Source organism: Plantactinospora sp. B6F1 (assembly GCF_040120695.1).
Lineage (GTDB): Bacteria > Actinomycetota > Actinomycetes > Mycobacteriales > Micromonosporaceae > Plantactinospora.
The window spans coordinates 138,712-155,439 of the sequence record NZ_JBEEAC010000007.1; the positions used below are offsets into that span (position 1 = coordinate 138,712).

The 16,728-nt window shown below is 70.0% G+C and carries 15 protein-coding genes; 7 read left to right on the forward strand and 8 right to left on the reverse strand.

Annotated elements, in window-relative coordinates; translation table 11 throughout:
- Window positions 1-4: 4 nt before the first annotated feature.
- Window positions 5-745, reverse strand: a complete 741-nt coding sequence (locus ABNF97_RS12530; RefSeq protein ID WP_165436595.1) for a histone — start codon at window positions 743-745, stop codon at window positions 5-7.
- A gap of 87 nt (window positions 746-832) precedes the next feature.
- On the reverse strand, window positions 833-1,036 hold the full coding sequence (locus ABNF97_RS12535) for a hypothetical protein (protein WP_130460838.1): 204 nt from the start codon (window positions 1,034-1,036) through the stop codon (window positions 833-835).
- A 309-nt stretch (window positions 1,037-1,345) separates the two neighbouring features.
- Between ABNF97_RS12535 and ABNF97_RS12540 the strand changes: the two genes are divergently transcribed.
- On the forward strand, window positions 1,346-1,954 hold the full coding sequence (locus ABNF97_RS12540) for a hypothetical protein (RefSeq protein WP_130460839.1): 609 nt from the start codon (window positions 1,346-1,348) through the stop codon (window positions 1,952-1,954).
- Window positions 1,955-2,010: 56 nt separating this feature from the next.
- Complete coding sequence (locus ABNF97_RS12545; protein WP_349338621.1) at window positions 2,011-2,499, forward strand: NUDIX hydrolase; 489 nt, start codon at window positions 2,011-2,013, stop codon at window positions 2,497-2,499.
- Window positions 2,500-2,542: 43 nt separating this feature from the next.
- Here ABNF97_RS12545 and ABNF97_RS12550 read toward each other — a convergent pair whose 3' ends face one another.
- Window positions 2,543-2,806, reverse strand: coding sequence for a hypothetical protein (locus ABNF97_RS12550; RefSeq protein WP_349338622.1), 264 nt, complete (start codon window positions 2,804-2,806; stop codon window positions 2,543-2,545).
- Between the two features lie 444 nt (window positions 2,807-3,250).
- Here ABNF97_RS12550 and ABNF97_RS12555 point away from each other — a divergent pair, with 444 nt between their 5' ends.
- Complete coding sequence (locus ABNF97_RS12555) at window positions 3,251-4,054, forward strand: aminoglycoside phosphotransferase/kinase family protein (protein ID WP_207230401.1); 804 nt, start codon at window positions 3,251-3,253, stop codon at window positions 4,052-4,054.
- Window positions 4,055-4,111: 57 nt separating this feature from the next.
- On the opposite strand, the gene ABNF97_RS12560 is transcribed toward ABNF97_RS12555, so the two are convergent.
- The 3 genes from ABNF97_RS12560 to ABNF97_RS12570 form a co-directional block, all read right to left on the reverse strand.
- Entirely contained in the window at window positions 4,112-4,525 is a 414-nt protein-coding gene (locus tag ABNF97_RS12560; RefSeq protein WP_130460841.1) for a GNAT family N-acetyltransferase, read from the reverse strand.
- 203 nt (window positions 4,526-4,728) lie between these two features.
- Window positions 4,729-4,932: a hypothetical protein gene (locus ABNF97_RS12565; protein WP_130460842.1), complete on the reverse strand. Its 204-nt coding sequence runs from the start codon at window positions 4,930-4,932 to the stop codon at window positions 4,729-4,731.
- A 3-nt stretch (window positions 4,933-4,935) separates the two neighbouring features.
- Window positions 4,936-6,180 (reverse strand): RNA-guided endonuclease InsQ/TnpB family protein, encoded by a 1,245-nt coding sequence (locus ABNF97_RS12570; protein ID WP_349338623.1) that lies wholly within the window; start codon window positions 6,178-6,180, stop codon window positions 4,936-4,938.
- Between ABNF97_RS12570 and tnpA the strand changes: the two genes are divergently transcribed.
- Window positions 6,109-6,540: an IS200/IS605 family transposase gene (gene tnpA, locus ABNF97_RS12575; RefSeq protein ID WP_130460844.1), complete on the forward strand. Its 432-nt coding sequence runs from the start codon at window positions 6,109-6,111 to the stop codon at window positions 6,538-6,540. The two genes, ABNF97_RS12570 and tnpA, sit on opposite strands and share 72 nt — an antisense overlap.
- Before the next feature lie 38 nt (window positions 6,541-6,578).
- Here tnpA and ABNF97_RS12580 read toward each other — a convergent pair whose 3' ends face one another.
- Entirely contained in the window at window positions 6,579-6,971 is a 393-nt protein-coding gene (locus tag ABNF97_RS12580) for a hypothetical protein (protein WP_130460845.1), read from the reverse strand.
- A gap of 332 nt (window positions 6,972-7,303) precedes the next feature.
- Complete coding sequence (locus ABNF97_RS12585) at window positions 7,304-7,846, reverse strand: GNAT family N-acetyltransferase (RefSeq protein ID WP_349338624.1); 543 nt, start codon at window positions 7,844-7,846, stop codon at window positions 7,304-7,306.
- A 312-nt stretch (window positions 7,847-8,158) separates the two neighbouring features.
- Between ABNF97_RS12585 and ABNF97_RS12590 the strand changes: the two genes are divergently transcribed.
- From ABNF97_RS12590 to ABNF97_RS12600, 3 genes are all read left to right on the forward strand, one after another.
- Window positions 8,159-9,361: an acyltransferase family protein gene (locus ABNF97_RS12590; protein ID WP_349338625.1), complete on the forward strand. Its 1,203-nt coding sequence runs from the start codon at window positions 8,159-8,161 to the stop codon at window positions 9,359-9,361.
- 172 nt (window positions 9,362-9,533) lie between these two features.
- Window positions 9,534-12,422, forward strand: coding sequence for a helix-turn-helix transcriptional regulator (locus ABNF97_RS12595; RefSeq protein ID WP_349338626.1), 2,889 nt, complete (start codon window positions 9,534-9,536; stop codon window positions 12,420-12,422).
- Between the two features lie 278 nt (window positions 12,423-12,700).
- Complete coding sequence (locus tag ABNF97_RS12600; protein WP_349338627.1) at window positions 12,701-16,708, forward strand: S8 family serine peptidase; 4,008 nt, start codon at window positions 12,701-12,703, stop codon at window positions 16,706-16,708.
- The last annotated feature ends 20 nt before the right edge of the window (window positions 16,709-16,728 follow it).

Here is a 16,728-nt window from a genome sequence, read left to right on the forward strand (position 1 = left end):
GAACTCAACCCGTCATCTTCCGCGCGGTCGCCCTAGTGGCCTTCCGCGCCGGCGCCTTCGCCGGAGCCTTCCGGGCCGCGGCCTGCCGGCCGGGCGCCTTACGGCCGGTGACCTTGCTCGCCGTCGTGCCGGTCCGCTTCGTCGCCGCGGTCGCCCGCTTTGCCGGTGCCTTCTTGGCCGTCGCCCGCTTGGCCGGTGCCTTGGTCGCGGTCGCCCGTTTGGCCGGGGCCTTCTTCGCGGTCGCCCGCTTCGCCGGCGCCTTGGTCGCGGTCGTCCGCTTGGCGGGGGCCTTCTTCGCCGCCGCGGTGGTCCGCTTCGCCCCCGCGGTGCTCTTCCGCGCCGCAGCGGTGGTCTTCTTGCCGGCCGTGGCCCGTTTCGCCGCGGTGGCGGTCTTCTTCGCCGCCGCCGCGGTGGTGCGCTTCGCGGTGCCGGCGGTCTTCTTCGCCGCCGCGGTGGTGCGCTTCGCCGTGCCGGCGCGGCCCGTCGCCGCCCGCGCGGTGGTCTTCGCGGTGGCCTTCTTCGCCGGCGCCCGCTTTGCCGCTGCCTTCTTCGCCGGCGCCTTCTTCGCCGCCGTCGCACGCTTGGCCGGGGCCTTCTTCGCGGGTGCCTGCTTGGCCACCGACGAACTGGCGGCCTTGCGGGCCGGGGTGGCCCGGCTGGCCCCCACGGTCCGGCTGCGCGCCGCGGTCTTCTTGCCGGCAGCACTTCTCGCTACCGAGCGGGTGGCCCTGGTTGCTTCGGCCATCTGTGTTCCTCCTTGCGGGACATGCTCTCGGGGGTCTCCTCGCGGAGCACCACGGAGTTTCTCGACGCGGGCTGTCGCCGCGCCGGTCTAGCGCTCCTCCCCGGCCCAGCGGGCATCCTCGGCGTCCCACGCTTCGTTGCGCTGCTGCACCTGCTGCAGCGCCTGCTCCGCGTCGGCTGTCGAGGCGTACGGACCGAGCACGTACCTCGCCGGGCAGACGTCGTCACCGGTCTCGACCCGGTGATGACGGATGCACCAGAAGTACCGCACATCACTCCCGCTGTCGCTCATGGGGTAACTGTGCACGGCAAACCGCCCAAGCGCTACCGTTTCGCGCAAAATGACAGAGCGACTTCCACAGTAGACCCGATCGGATAACCGTCACCGGAGAAACGGCAAAGTGCCGCCGTACGGGGGAAAGGCATTCTGCGGCAAGGGATTCACCGCCGTCAGCGGCCCCCGAAGGCGATGGCGACGTGCCGCGCGGGCGCCGGAAAGAATTTCCCCGCCGACCGGCTCCATCTCCCGCCTCATCAGGCTGACCTGGCACTTCGCGGCGCAGGATGGAGCACAATTCGCGGTGTGGGCAGCATGCGACGCTTGGGTGCGACAGGACGGCTCGGCCGGGTCCTGTCAATGGTCGCGCTGGCCATTCTGGTGCTGCTCGTCGGCAGCGCCGCGCACACCATTATCCGTATCGCGACAGAGCCGTCGATCGAGGAACGGGCCCGACAGGAAGCGGTACGCCAGGCCGCGCTGATCGGTGAGGCACTCGTGCACGGCGTCGGCGACAGCGCCGCCGAACTCGGGCAGACCGCGACCCGGAGCGGACGGGTCGAGGTACTCAGCGTCAACGGCACCGACCGGCGTCGCTCCCCCGGCGTACGGCTGGTGTTCCGGGTGCACGTGACGATGTCCCGGCCCGCGATGGCCGGGCGGAAGCGGACCGAGGTACGGGTCTGTTTCCGTCAGGTCGTCGACCAGGAGCGGGCCGACTTCTCCCGGGTCGAGGTGCCCTGCCCGGACAGCATGCTGCCCGGGATGACGCCGACGGCGGTACCGAGCCAGCCGGCCGGCCAGCCCGCGCCGACACCCGGCACGGAGCCGGTCGACAAGCCCAGCCAGCCGGTCGACAACCCTGGCCGCCCATTCGACGAGCCCGGCCATCCGGCCGACGAGCCCAGCCCGGCCGCCGGACCGGGCGGCTGAGACCGGCACCGGGCGCGTCAGGGTCCCGTGGCCGGCCGGCGGTTATGGTCCTCGGCATGGCCGTCCCGGAGTACGTCGCACGGATCCGCAAACTCGTCGGGCACGACCTGCTCTGGCTGCCCAGCGTGAGCGCCGTGGTCTGCAACGACGCCGGGGAGCTGCTGCTCGGCCAGCGCTCCGACGACCGGCGCTGGTCGGTCGTCAGCGGCATCGTCGAGCCCGACGAGCAGCCCGCCGAGGCACTGGTCCGGGAGGTCTTCGAGGAGACCGGCGTACGGGTGCTGCCGGAGCGGGTGACGAGCGTGGTGGCCCGCCCGCACACCTATCCGAACGGCGACCGGTGCCAGTTCCTCAACATCGGCTTCCGTTGCCGGCTGCTCGACGGCGTCGCCCGGGTCAACGACGACGAGTCGGTCGCGGTCGGCTGGTTCGCGCCCGATCGGCTGCCGCCGCTGGACGAGCACGCCCGGACCACGATCGCGCACGCGCTCGCCACGGAGACCGCCGGGAGCTGGTTCGCCCCGGACTCCTCCGCACTTTCCTGAGCGGCGCGGGCGTGACCTCAGCCGGCCCGCGCGTCCGCTCCAATCACCAGTCCCCGGCCGGACCTGGCCGCGCGGCTCCGGCCCGGCGCAACCCGTCACCCGGCGCCGGTGCCGGCGCCTGACGCTCGGCCTGCACCTGGATCTCGATCCGCGACCGGTGCGCGGCCGGGTGGTAGACCTCGTCGAGCGGACCCAGGAGCGCCCGGCCGACGCCGCTCCGTCGGGCCCGGGAGGCAAGCCAGGCGAACCCGCCCAGGACCGCGGCGAGCGCGCCGGCCAGCACCACGAACGGCACGATCTGCTGCACAGCACGGAGTCTAGGCGCTACCACGGACCCCAGGGACCGCCTCGGTTGCCCGGTTTCAGCAGCGCCGCGGGCACGTTCAACCGGCGGGACCGGCCGGCGGAGTCCGGTGACCGGCCCCGCCGGCCGGCCGGCGGAAATCCGGTGGCGGCCGGTGGGGCGGTGTCGTAGCCTCGCGATGCCCCGACTCTTCGAGGAGGTCGACGAGATGGCTCACCCGGTCACTGGCGCGATAGCCACCACCGCCACGACGCGCGGTCGCACCGCGAGCTGACCTCCGGACACCCGCCCCAGCGGCTCCTGCCGGCCCTTCCCCGCCGGCCGAGCCGCCGACTCCTCGCGTCGTAGCGGTCCCCGCTGGCCGCGGAAGCCCTCCGCGGCCAGCCCTTGGCGTCGGCGATCCGATGCTGTCTCTCACCGCTCATTGCGCTGAACCGAGGAGTACTAGTGGATTCCGCGACATCCTTCGAGCCGTTGACGGCGGCCGAGGGCGGACCAAGTCAGGTCATCCGTACCGGCCAGATCGTGCGGCGTGCCGCGAAACCCTGGACCGGTACCGTGCACGCCCTGCTGCACCACCTGGAAGAGGTCGGGTTTCCCGGCTCACCCTGGGTGGTCGGTACCGGCATCGACGGCAACGGCAACGAGATGCTGACGTACGTCGAGGGCGACATCATGCACCCACACGCCTGGACGGACGAAGGGATCTGGCAGGTCGGCAGGCTGCTGCGCGACCTGCACGACGCCACCGCGAGCTTCCGGCCACCGCCGGGCGCCCGGTGGCAGCCGTGGTGGATGCACCGGGAGGGGCCCGACACGGTGATCGGGCACTGCGACGCCGGGCCGTGGCACGTCGTGGCCCGGGCCGGCCGGCCGGTGGCGTTCATCGACTGGACCCTCGCCGGACCGGTCGACCGGCTCGACGAGGTGGTCGGCACCGCATGGTGGAACGCCCAGTTGCACGACGACGACATCGCCGAACGCCACCACCTGCCGGATTCGGCAGGCCGGGCCCGGCAGCTACGGCTGTTCCTGGACGGCTACGAGCTGCCGGCGGCGGACCGGGCCGGCCTGGTCGGCCGGATGATCGAGTTCGCGATCCGGGACTGTGCCGCCGAGGCGGCCCGGGCCCGGATCACGCCGGAGTCGACCGACCCGACGCCGCTCTGGGCGCTGGCCTGGCGGGCGCGGGCCGCCGGATGGATGATCCGGCACCGTACCCTGCTCGACCGCGCCGTTTCCGGCGGCTGAGTGCCCGGCGGCCGTCGGCACGTTCAGCGCGCCGGCGGCCGTCGGCCGCGGATCTGGTCAGTGTGTCGGCGCCGCGATCGGCTTGCGCATCCGGACCAGTCGCACGGGTACGCCGCCGGTCGGGTCCTCAACCTGCTCGACCGGCACGAACCCGGCGGCCTCGTAGAGTGGCCGACCGGCGAGCATCGACATCAGTTCGAGCGTCCGGAAGCCCTCGGCCGCGGCGGCCTCCTCGCAGCGGGCGAGGATCAGCCGACCGACGCCCCGCCGGACGAACCCCGGATGGGTGTACATGCCGCGGACCCTGGCCGGATCCCGGGTCGGGTCGAGCAGTCCGGGGTGGCGGCCCCGGGAGTGGTCACCGCCGTAGAGGGTGGCCCGGCGACTCCATCCGCCGCAGCCGGCGAGCGTGCCGGACGACTCGACCACGAAGTAGGTCCCGTCGTCGATCAACTGGGTGTCGATGCCCATGATCGAACGGCTGGACTCGATAGTGCCTGTGTCGCCCGCCAGTCAACCAAGGTCCGGGCAGTGGGGCACCGGGCAGTGGGACAAGGCCGCACCCGGCCGTGCAGGGCCGCTCGGCCGCCCCATGTCGTCGTCGGTGTCGACGACGACGTGGGAGAAGCCGGTCACCCCGGCGTTCTCCCACGGTCGACCGCGACTACCGGTTCTCAGTCACACAGATCCCAGGCGAACTTGCCGCTGGAGACCCAGACCGAGCTGGTGATCGGCGCTCTCGACAGCACGGTGCCGTACCCCTCGAAACAGAGTCCGCCCCAGTTCACGTGTTCGAAGGTCGCCGAGTAGTTGCAGTTGGTCAGCTTCTCGGCCTTGAAGGGCCGAGCTTGCGGATCGCGACTCGGTGTTGGATGCATCGGTCACGCCGCGTTCGGCAGGCTGACAGCTGCCCAGCCCTCGACACCGCGTGCTGCGATGTTTCGGGCCGCGTTCACGTCGGCATGCTCAGCGAAGCCGCACGACGTGCATCTGAAGGTGGACTGGTTGGGGCGGTTCGCTCGGGCGATGTGCCCGCAGGTGGAACACGCCTGCGAGGTGTACGCCGGGTCGATGTGGGCGACCGCGACCCCGGCGCGGGCCGCCTTGTAGGCGACGAACCGGCCGAGCTGGTGGAACGACCACGAGTGCAAAGTGACCCGCTGGGGCCGTCGGAGCCGTACCCGGTCGCGGATGCCGCCGAGGTCTTCCAGGGCGATTCCACGGCCGGTGCGTTCGGCCTCGGTCACGATGCGTTTCGAGATGACGTGGTTGGTGTCGGCGGCGAACCGCGATTCCTTGCGGGAACGCTTGCGCAGCAACCGCTTTGCGGACTTCGTAGCGATCTTCTGGAGTTTGGTCCGCAGCCGTTGGTTGCGGTGCCGGACCCGGTACAGGCCCTTGCCGCAGTAGCGGGCGCCGTCGGAGGTCGTCGCGATGTTCGCGATGCCGAGGTCGACGCCAAGGAAACCACCGGGCTCCTTCGTCTCGACGTCCGGCAGGTCGCAGGTGGCGTACAGGTACCACTTGCCGTCTCGGTGGACCAGGTCGGACTCGCCTGCGCGGTACGTGGCCAGGGTCGCGTGCTGACTGTCGGAGCAGGCGAACCGGACCTTGTTCAGCCGGCCTCCGACCGTCCAGATCGACACGGTGCGGTCGGCGATCTGCCACGACAGGCAGCGGTCGTCGAACGGTTGGGCCGCGTCCCGCCGGAACGCAATCGGCTTGCTCTCGGCCTTCGTCCGCCGGTTCGATCCGGGCTTGCCGAGGTTTCCGGCCCTGATGTTCGCCTTCAGGGTGGCGTACGCGCCGGCGACCTTACGGGCCACGTGGATCGCCGGCTGTGCGGACAGGCCCATTGTCTTCAGGCGGCCGTAGGTGAGTCGTTGCACCGCCTGCTTCGCAAACGTCCGGGTTCGGTACGCCTCGGACGAGGTCCAGTTCGCGGCCTCGTTGCACAGGTCCAGGGTCGCCCGCAGCGCCGCCTCCTGGGTGGCGTCGGGAAACAATCGGACCTGTACCGTGACCTTCACATCACCCAATGTAGCATCTTGTCTATGTCGCCTCGATGGTCGCCCGACCCCAATGTTCGTCGCGGTCGCAGCGTGGTCTACAACCTGCACGTCCATCTTGTCTTCGTCACCAAGTATCGCCGTGACGTGCTGACCGACGAAATGCTGACCCGCTGCCGACAGGTGATGGCCGACGTCTGCGCCAAGCTCGGCGCCGATCTGCACGAGTTCAACGGCGAGGACGACCACGTGCACCTGCTCGTCCACTACCCGCCGAAGCTGCCAATCTCCACCCTGGTCAACCGGCTCAAGGGCGTCTCCGCCCACTACTTGCGGCAGGAGTTCACCGGCCGGATCAACCGACACATCATGCACGGCCACCTCTGGTCACCCTCCTACTTCGCCGGCTCGTGCGGCGGCGCGCCGCTGAGCGTGATCCGCGAGTACATAGAGAACCAGAAACATCCCGGTCCGTGACGCGATTCCTCCCGACCCTGAACGGCCGGGATTCCCCGCTAAAACTCGTTGAACACCTTGTAGGACCGGATCCGGTCATTCCATGCCGCACCCACGTTGGCGATGCCGTAGCCACCCGTGTCGCACGGGCCACCTGATCCGTACACCTTGGTCGAGTCTCCGCCGTAGTTGTAGCCCTCGTACCACGTCATGAGCAGCGTGTCGGCGGCGGGCGCGACCAGCCGTTCGCCCGACCCGGCACACTCCCGGGACAACACCGGCGAGGCGGCACCCGGTGCCGGTGCGGCACCGAGCACGATCTGGCACTCCCGTTCGCTCGCCGCGCTGCTCGACTGCGCGGAGGCCACCACCCCCACGCCCGCCAACGTCAGTACGACGGCAACCGCCCTGGCCAACCGGAGCGGTCGATGACGCCACCGAACATTACGCATGATCGGTCCCCCTTCTCGCGCGTTTGATGGTCGGTTCGACCGCCACCACCATCGCGCTCGGCTACTTCAGATCGGCTTCACAGCGTCAGAGCAGCTTCACCGCGTCCGGCACGGTCGGCTCCGTCGGCGAACGGGCGGGCGGCGACGCCGGAGTCGACCGCCCCGGCCGCCCGCTGCGGGCGCTCCCCTGGCGGACGCGGACCGCCGGATGGAGGTCCGGCACCGTACCCTGCTCGAACGCGCGATCGACGGCGGCTGACCGCCCGGAGGCGGTCAGCTCGACCCGGTGGCCGCCGACGCGTTCCGTGGCGGCCGCCCGCCCCGCCGGGTTGTCAGCGCGCCACCGCCTCGATCGGCTTGCGCATCCGGACCAGCCGCACGGGTACGCCGCCGGCCGGGTCCACCACCTGCTCGACCGGTACGAACCCGGCCGGCTCGTAGAGTGGCCGGCCGGCGAGCGTCGACATCAGTTCGAGGGTGCGAAAACCCTCGGCGGCGGCGGCTTCCTCGCAACGGGCGAGGATCAGCCGGCCGACGCCCCGGCGCGTGCAGTCCGGATGGGTGTACATGGCGCGGACCTTCGCGGGATCCCGGGCCGGGTCGAGCATCGCCGGGTCGCGTCCGGACGAGTGGTCACCGCCGTAGAGGGTGGCCCGACGGCTCCACCCGCCACAGCCGGCGAGCCTGCCGCCGGACTCGACCACGAAGTAGGTGCCGTCGTCGATGAGCTGGGTGTCGATGCCCATGATCGAGCGGCTGGAGGCGATCTGCGCCTCGTCGAGGAAACCCTTCTGCAGCTCGGTGATCGCGGCGTCGATCAGCGGCAGCAGCTCCGGTAGGTCCGTACGCCGGGCGAGACGGCTGGTCAGGGTCATGCCCCTCCTCGCGGATGACCTCGTCGGGCCGCCATTCAATCAGTTTCCCGCTCCGCGCCCCGGAGGGCACGCTCCCGAGGCTCAATCCGGTACGCCATCGGCATCGCAACCGCACCCCCGGTACGCGCCCCAGCCAAGCATCGGATCGAGATCGACCGGTGCATGATGGTCGTCGTCGGACATCGGCGACGATTCATGCAAAGGATGAGTATGGACACCGCCCACCCCGTCCACCCGCCGCCGGGAGCATCCGCCGCGCCGGCACGGCCAGCCGCATCCGGTGCCTCCGGCCGCGCATCACGCTTGGGCTGGTTGGACGCGCTGCGCGGCATCGCGGCACTCGTCGTCGTCTTCGACCACTCGTCGTACGCCTTCATGGCGGAGCTGCGACCGGAGCTGATGGCACAGTTCAACACCAGCAGGTACGGCATCATGGTGTTCTTCCTGGTCAGCGGCTACATCATCCCGGCGTCGCTGGAGCGCAGGGGCTGCATCAGGACATTCTGGATCGGACGGGTGTTCCGCATCTACCCGTTGTGGGTGGCGGTCGTCGTCGCGGTCCTTGCCGCCGGTCTGCTGGGCGTCGCGAACCTCCGCGACTTCGGTCAGCGGAATGTGGCCACGGTGACCCTCGCCCACCTCACCATGCTCCAGGAGCTGCTGGGTACGCCCAATCTCCTGCTCGTCCTATGGACGCTGTCGTACGAGATGGCCTTCTACCTGCTGGTCGTGGCTCTCTTCACCGTCCGTCTGCACCAACGCTCGACGGCGGTCGCGGTCATCCTGGCCGTGCTCGCCGCCGCGAGCGTGGCGGCGGGTCTCACATTGCCGGCCTCGGCCCTCTCCGACAGGGTCGGCACCGGCCCGCTGATCGCGCTTGCCTCGATCGCCATGGTGATCGCCATCTGCGGTGCGAGCGCCACGCCACTCGCGTTTCGCCTGTTCGGTGGCTTGTTGGGCGGGGCGCTGGCGCTCCTTCTGGTCCCCCTCAACGGCACGGTGCCGATCTGGGAGGGGATGGTGATCCTCGCCGTCATGTTCCTCGGCACCGCCATCTACCGGGCCGAGCACGGTCAGAGTTCCTGGCGGGTCGCGGGCTGCACCGCCGCCGTGGTGCTCAGCTGCGCGGTAGGAAGTGCGTACGCGTTCGGCGATGCGGGACATTTCACCCGGCGCGGCTGGATCGTGGCCTTCCTGCTGGCCGTGCTCACCTTCGGCGTCGGGCTGGCGTTACGCCATCGACGGGTACCGGGCTGGTTGACCGGACTGGGCACGATCAGTTATTCGGTCTACCTGGTGCATCCGGTGCTGCTGGCGGTGACCGACGGCACCATCGGCCGGTGGCAGCAGAACAATCTCGTACTCGAAGTGGCGTTCTACGCGGTCCTGATTCCGCTGTGCGTACTGACCTACCGTCACATCGAAGCGCCGAGCCAGACATGGGGGCGCAGGCTGGCCCGCCGCGTCCAGCCGCCGGTCCGCCCACCCGCTCATGACGTCCGGCCTCACCCATAGCCGCTGGCCATCACGAGAGAGCTTCGCTGCGAGAATCTGATCAACGCTATGAGCTGGGGTGATCACCGGTTATTGTCGGTTCCCACAACGGGTCGGGGCATCACTCGGGCGGTGCTGGTGGATGGGTTCATCGGTTGCTGGAAACGCGGTCTCGGGGGATCGTCAGCGGGTCGTGCCCTTCGATCGCGTGTTTGTCGGCCGGGACGCGGAGCTCACCGCCTTGGCGCGGGCGCTCGCCCGCCCACCGGCGGTCCTGCTGGTCGAGGGTGAGGCCGGTATCGGCAAGAGCTGGCTGGTTCGCGAACTGCTCGCCTCGCCCGAAGGTCGGCGGCACCGGTGTCTGACCATGGTCTGTCCACCTTTCCGGGAGCCGTTCACCCTGGGGCCGGTCGTCGACGCGATCCGTCAGGCCGTCGACCACGTCGCCGGGCTGCGCCTGTCCGGCCTGGCCGGGACACTGCGGCCGCTGTTCCCGGAGTGGGCCGGCGAGCTGCCGCCCGCGCCCGAACCGCTTGAGGACGCACGGGCGTCCCGGCACCGGTTGTTCCGGGCGCTGGTCGAGGTGCTCGACAAGTTGGGTGTGACGGTCCTGGTGGCCGAGGACACGCACTGGGCGGACGAGGCCACGATCGAGTTCCTGATGTTCGTGGCGGCGCGGCCGGCCCGGCCGATGAGCCTGGTGGTCACGTACCGGCCCGAGGACGTATCCGCCGGCTCGCTGCTGCCCCGGCTGACCTCCAGGGCACCGGCCGGCGCCACGTTCATCCGGCTGAGCCTGGCCGGGCTGGACGCGGCTCGTACGGGTGAGTTGGTGTCGGCGATGCTCGGCGGTGAAGCCGTGTCCGGAGAGTTCACCGAGCTGGTGTGCCGGCGGACCGGGGGGATCCCGTTCGTCATCGAACAACTCGTCCGCCTGCTGTACGACCGGGCCGACCTCGTTCATGAGGGCGGCCACTGGATGCGCCGCGAATTGACCTCGATCGAGGTGCCGCCCACGGTCCGTGACGCCGTACTGGAACGGGTCGGCCGGCTGCCGCCGGAGGTCGGTGGACTCCTCCGGGCCGCCGCGGTGCTGGGCGACCCGGTCGACGAGGCCACCCTGCTGGCCGTGGCCGACCCGCCCGACGCGGAGGGAGCCTTGGGCGCGGCCCTGGAGTCCGGGTTGCTCGTCGTCGACCGCGGCACGATCGCCCCACGACACGCGCTGGCGGCGACGGCGATCTACGACACGATCCCGGTGGGCCGGCGTCGGGAGCTGCACCTGCGCGCCGGTCAGATACTCGAGTCGGTCACCGGTCAGCCGGTGGAGCGGCTGGCATACCACTTCCGGCGCGCCGGTCAACTTTCCCGGTGGTGCCGGTACGCCGAGCTGGCCGCGGCGAGGGCGCTGGATGCCGGCGACCACACCTCGGCCGTTTCGCTGCTGCGGGACCTGCTGGCCAACGCCGACCGGGCGGACCGGTCGGTGTTGCGGCTGGTCAGCACCATCGAGGTCAGCAGCGTGCGCCCTCCGGGCCGGTACACGGAGCTGACCGACGCGCTGCGGTCGATGCTGGACCGGCTCGACCTGCCCCCCGACCAACGGGCTCAGGTCCGGTTCCCGCTGGCCCGATTGCTGATACTCGCCAAACGCGACGAGGAGGGTCGGGTCGAGCTGCTGCGCGTGGTCCCGGACGTGCGCGATGATCCGGCGATCGCCAGCCGGGCGATGCTGGCCCTGGCCATCCCCGCCGGTCTGAGCTGCTCAGTCGCCGAGCACCTGCGATGGTTGCGCCGCGCTGCCGCGCTGCCCAGACCGGCGGATCGGGCCAGCCGGTTGGCGTACCAGGTGAACGAGGCCAGTGCACTGCTCGCGCTGGGCCTGGACGAGGGCTGGGTGGCGGCCCGGGACCTGCCCGACGACGCGACCACCGCGGCGGAGCGCCACGCCCTGGCGTCGGCACGGGTGAACATGGCGGACGCCGCGATGCGATGGGGCTGGTACGACCGGGCCACCGCCCACCTGGCCGATGCCGCGGCATTGGCCGACCGCGTCCAGGACGCCGGGATCCACGACATGATCCGGTCGACCGGGTGCCACGTCGACTGGTACGTCGGGCAGTGGAAGGGTTTGGCCGAGCGCGCCCGGGCGATCGACGGCGATGACGACGCCCTCTGGCCGAGCCGGTTGGAGGCGAGGCTCGTCGCCGGACTGATGCTACGGGTCACCGGTGCCATCGAGCGTGCCGCCCAGGCGTTCGAATCCGTGCTGGCCGACCGGCACGCCGAACTGAGTCTGGTGATCGGGGCGGCCGCGCACCTGGGCCAGTGCTGGCTGGAGCGGGGGAGCCCGGAGCACGCGGCGCGGGTCACCGAGGCACCTGTCGCCGTGCTGCGGAGCAAGCGCGTGTGGATGTGGGCGACCGAACTGGTCCCGGTCCGGGTGGACGCCCTGTTGGCGACCGGCCAGCACGCGGAGGCCGCCAACGTGGTGGACTGGTTCGGCCGAGGGCTGCGCGGCCGGGAGATGCCCGCGCCGCGGGCGGCGCTGGCCTGGTGCCGGGCGGCGCTGGCCGCGCATCGCGGGGATGTGATCGACGCGGCCCGCCGGTATTCGCGGGTCGCCGCTGCCTGGCAGGAGATGTCCCGCCCGTACGGCGCGCTGCTGGCCGAGGAGCGCCGGGCCGGATGCCTGCTCGCGGCCGGCCGGGAACCGGACGCCCTCGCGGCGCTCATGGACGCGCACGAAGGGCTGGTCCACCTGGGCGCCCGACCGGACGCGGACCGGGTGGCACGCCAGCTCGGCGAGCACGGGATACGGATCAGGCCCAACCGGCGAGGACGGCGCGGCTACGGCGGGCAGATCTCCCCTCGGGAGATGGAGGTACTCCGGTTGCTGGTCACCGGGAAGACCAACCGGGAGATCGGCCAGGCCCTGTCCCGATCACCGAAGACCGTCGCGGCCCAACTCAACTCGGCCATGCGCAAGCTCGGCGTGACCTCGCGGACCGCGCTCGCGGTCAGCGTCCTCGACCTCGACCGGGTGCCCGCCGTCGAGGATCCGGCCGCCCCCATTGATTAGGTCATCTGCCCAATTACAAGTGTGTTGATCCCGACAGAGACTCGCTTCGTCCCCGACGTCTCGTGGAGATCAGCCTATGACCGACCAAACCGGTTCGCGCCGTACCCCCGCGCCCGAACCGGCCCCGCCCGAGCCGCCTCCGCCTCCGACTCCGACTCCCCGGAACGATTCCCCGGTCACGGTTTCCGACAGGCCCGATCCGACCGACGGCGCCGAGGGCTGCGGCCCGTACGTCCCCGTGTGACGCGCACCGAGCACCCACTGGATATGGAGGTTCCATGTACCACTCGATAAGTACGTTACGACGAACGCCGTTCGCGGTGTTGGCGGTCGTCGCGCTGGCCGCTGGGCTGCTCACGGCCGGGCCTGCCGCGTACGCCGACCCACCGAGCAGCTCCTCGGCGTCCGACCAGACCGGCCAGGACCCGGGTGTCCTCACCCTGGACGGCGTCGCCCCGGGTCCGAAGACGATCACGTTGATCACCGGTGACCAGGTCACGCTCAGGGATGCCGGCACCGGTTCGGACGCGTTCGCGGTCGATGTCGACGCGGCGCCGCGCCCGGACGGTCACATTCCGAGGTTCGAGGGCACGGGCGACGACAACGCGTTCTACCTGTACCCGGACGACGCCCGGCCAGCGGTCGAATCCGGCATGTTGGATCGGGACCTGTTCAATCTGACCTACCTGGCGGAGAACGGGTACACCGACGCAGAGATCGACAGCCTGCCGGTGATCGCGTCGTATCCCGAACACCGGTCCACCCGGTCGCTGGCCGCCTCGGCCGACGCGCTGCCAGCCAGCAAACCCACGGTCGAGTTGTCCAGCATCAACTCGTCCGGGCTCGCGGTCGCCAAGGACGACGCAGCCGACTTCTGGTCGGCGATCCGGCCGACCACGGTTGGTCCCGGTGTTCGTGCCAGGGCTTTGTCGACCGGGCTCAGCAAGTTGTGGTTGGACCACCGGGTCGAGGTCAGCCTGGCCGAAAGCGTACCGATGATCGGCGCCCCGGCAGCCTGGGGACTGGGTCTGGACGGTACCGGGGTGACCGTGGCGGTCCTGGACACCGGGTACGACGAGAACCACCCGGATCTGGCCGGCAAGGTCGTCGCCGCCAAGGGGTTCGACCTCTTCGGCGACACCTCGACGCACGACGGTAACGGGCACGGCACCCACGTGGCGTCCACCATCGCCGGGTCTGGTGCCGCGTCCGACGGCCGCCACAAGGGTGTCGCCCCGGGCGTCGACCTGATGATCGGCAAAGTACTGCGCGACAACGGATCCGGCCTGTACACGGATGTGATCGCGGGCATGGAATGGGCCGCGACCAACGGTGCGGACATCATCAGCATGAGCCTGGGCGCCAGCCCGATCCCCGACGATCCGACGGCCCAGGCCGTCGAAGAGTTGACGGAGTCGACCGGTGCGCTGTTCGTGATCGCCGCCGGCAACGACGGTCCGGCCGAGTTCACGATCGGCTCGCCGGGGATCGCGGATTCGGCACTGACCGTGGCCGCGGTCGACAAGTCCGACCAGCTCGCCGACTTCTCCTCTCGGGGCCCACTCCTGGAGGGTGGGCTCAAGCCGGACATCGCCGCACCCGGTGTGGCGATCACCGCCGCTCGCGCGAAAGGTACCAGCCCGGGGGTCGGTGATGACCCGTACTACGTCGGCATGAGGGGTACGTCCATGGCGACCCCGCATGTGAGTGGGGCGGCGGCGATCCTGGCCCAGAAACACCCGGACTGGACCCACGCCGAACTCAAAACCGCGTTGATGAGCACCAGCGTCGACGGCGGGTACTCCGTCTACCAGCAGGGCGCCGGGCGGGTGGACATCGCCCGTGCGGTCACCCGGACCGTCTTCGCCACCACCCCGAACGCGGACTTCGGCATCGTTCCGGCCGACGCCGCCCCGGCCACCCGACAAATCACCTACCGCAACACCGGCGATGCCGATGTGACCCTCACCCTGGCGCCGAGCCTGCGGAAGGTCGGTGGTGACCCCGTACCGGCCGACACGCTGACCGTCGACGGTCAGTTGACCGTGCCGGCCGGTGGCACCGCCACCGCCACGGTCACCCTCACCTCCGCCCACCTGGACGTGGCCACCTACACCGGAGCGGTCGTGGCCACCGACGAGACCACGGGCACCAGCCTGAGCACCCCGGTCGGATTCCGCCGTCAGCCGCCCATGCACACGTTGACGGTCAACGTCCTCGGCCGCGACGGCCAACCGGCCTACGCGACCCTGGTGGATGCGGTCGACCTCATCCATCAGTTGGGTAGCTTCGGACAGTTCGGCCAATGGGTGTCCCCCGGCGTGTGGAAGACGCTCGTCCCGGTGGGAGCGACCAGCGTTGCCGTGGCCTTCCATTGGATCGATGAGTCTCATCGAAACCACTTCGGGTACCTCCTCGATCCCGAGGTCGAGGTGACCGGCGACACGGAGATCACCCTCGACGCCAGGACCCTCCAGAAGTTCACCTTCCGCACCTCCCGACCCGCCGAGGTCTCGCCCAGCGGGGAAACCATCACGATGGTGTGGCAGCGGACGGTGACAGGCGGCGCGACACACTTCGGCTACGTGAACTCGGCGAACTTCTACCAGTACTGGGCCACGCCGACCGAGCCGGTGGAGGTGGGGGACCTGCAGGTGTACACGGGGATGCCACTGGCCGCGCCCGAGGTCACCATGCGGGTCGAGGGCGTTTCCGACCTCGACCTGCACCCGATGACGTTCCCACACAACGGGACCGAGTTCATGATGGGATACACCGGGGAACTGTTCACCGGAACCCGGACGCTGAAACTGGTCGACGCCGGGCTCGGGCGCCCCGAGGACATCGCCGGTCGTGATCTGACCGGCGCTCTCGCGCTGCTCGAAATGGACAGCCTGTGCGCGATCCGCATCGACCGGATGCACAACCTCCGGGACGCTGGGGCGGCCGGTGTGCTGGCCTGGCCCTCCCATGAGGTCAACACGTCGGGCTGCTGGAACGGGCCGACCATCCCGCTGCCTGTCGTCGAAACGGACGTTGACCGGGACCGGAACATCGGCATCCCCTACGCGTCGGTCGCACCCGGTGAGGGGCGAGCCCTGCGGGACCGACTCACCCGGAAACCAATCCGGATCACGGTCACCGGTACCCCGGTCTCCCCCTACGTCTACAAGGCGGTTCCGTTCGAGATCGGCCAGGTTCCCGACTCGTTGACCTACGACCTGACCGACGGAAACGTGGCCACGGAGTACGCCGAGTACCACGCGACCGAACCCACCACGTTCACACCGCGCTGGCTGTCGTACGGGCACCGCGCGGTGCAGGTCCCAATCGTGTTCTCGCCACCGGTGGACGGGCCGGCCACCCGCACCCACTACGTGGGACCGCTCTCCGACCGGGTCGTCCACACGAGCGAACCGGCCCCGTACAACATGACGAAAATCAACCTGTTCACCGAACCGGTCCGGACCCACACGACGTGGAACGGGACCGCCGCGGTACCGGGGTCGGCCACCTACTCCGACGCGCTCGCGAAGTTGACCTACCCGGACGACCCGCAGTACCACCGCAGCATCACCATCTGCTCGATGTGCAGGGAAGGCGACAAGTTCTACCCGGTGTTCCAGCGGATCTTTGGCACCGGAGAATACGAAATGACCAACTACATCGGGCCAGATCTGACCCATCTCTACCAGGGAGACCGGGAGATCCCGATCGAAACCGACGGTGATATCCCGGGGTTCACGATGCCGTCTGAGCCCGGGGACTACCGGCTGACCCTGCACGATCCCGGTTTGCGGACCAGGTCGGAATGGACGTTCCACTCCGAGGGCACCGCGAACCAGCCCAACCAGGCGCACGGCCTGTACTGCCCAACCAGCCTGTTCAAGCAGACCAACGTCTGCCGGGCCGAGCCGTTGGTGTACGCCACCTACGACCTGGGGTCCCGGCTGGGCTTGGACAACACGGTCAAGGCCCCGGGGGCGCACTGGTTCAAGGTGAACGCCTACCACGCCCCGTCCCGGACACCGATGCCCAAGATCGCCGGGGTGCGGATGTGGTACAGCCAGGACGACGGGCGGACCTGGAAGCCCGCGCAGGTCAAGAACAAGGGCAACGGCCAGTTCGAGGTGAAGGCCGTGTACAAGCCCAAGGGTGGTACCGGCGCGGTCAGCCTGAAACTCAAGGTCTGGGACAAGGCGGGTAACACCCTGACCCAAACCACCACCCGCGCGTTCGACCTGCGGTACCGGCACCACGACCCGATCAAACAGAAGGCCCAGTAACGACGGGAGGCGAGTTGGGC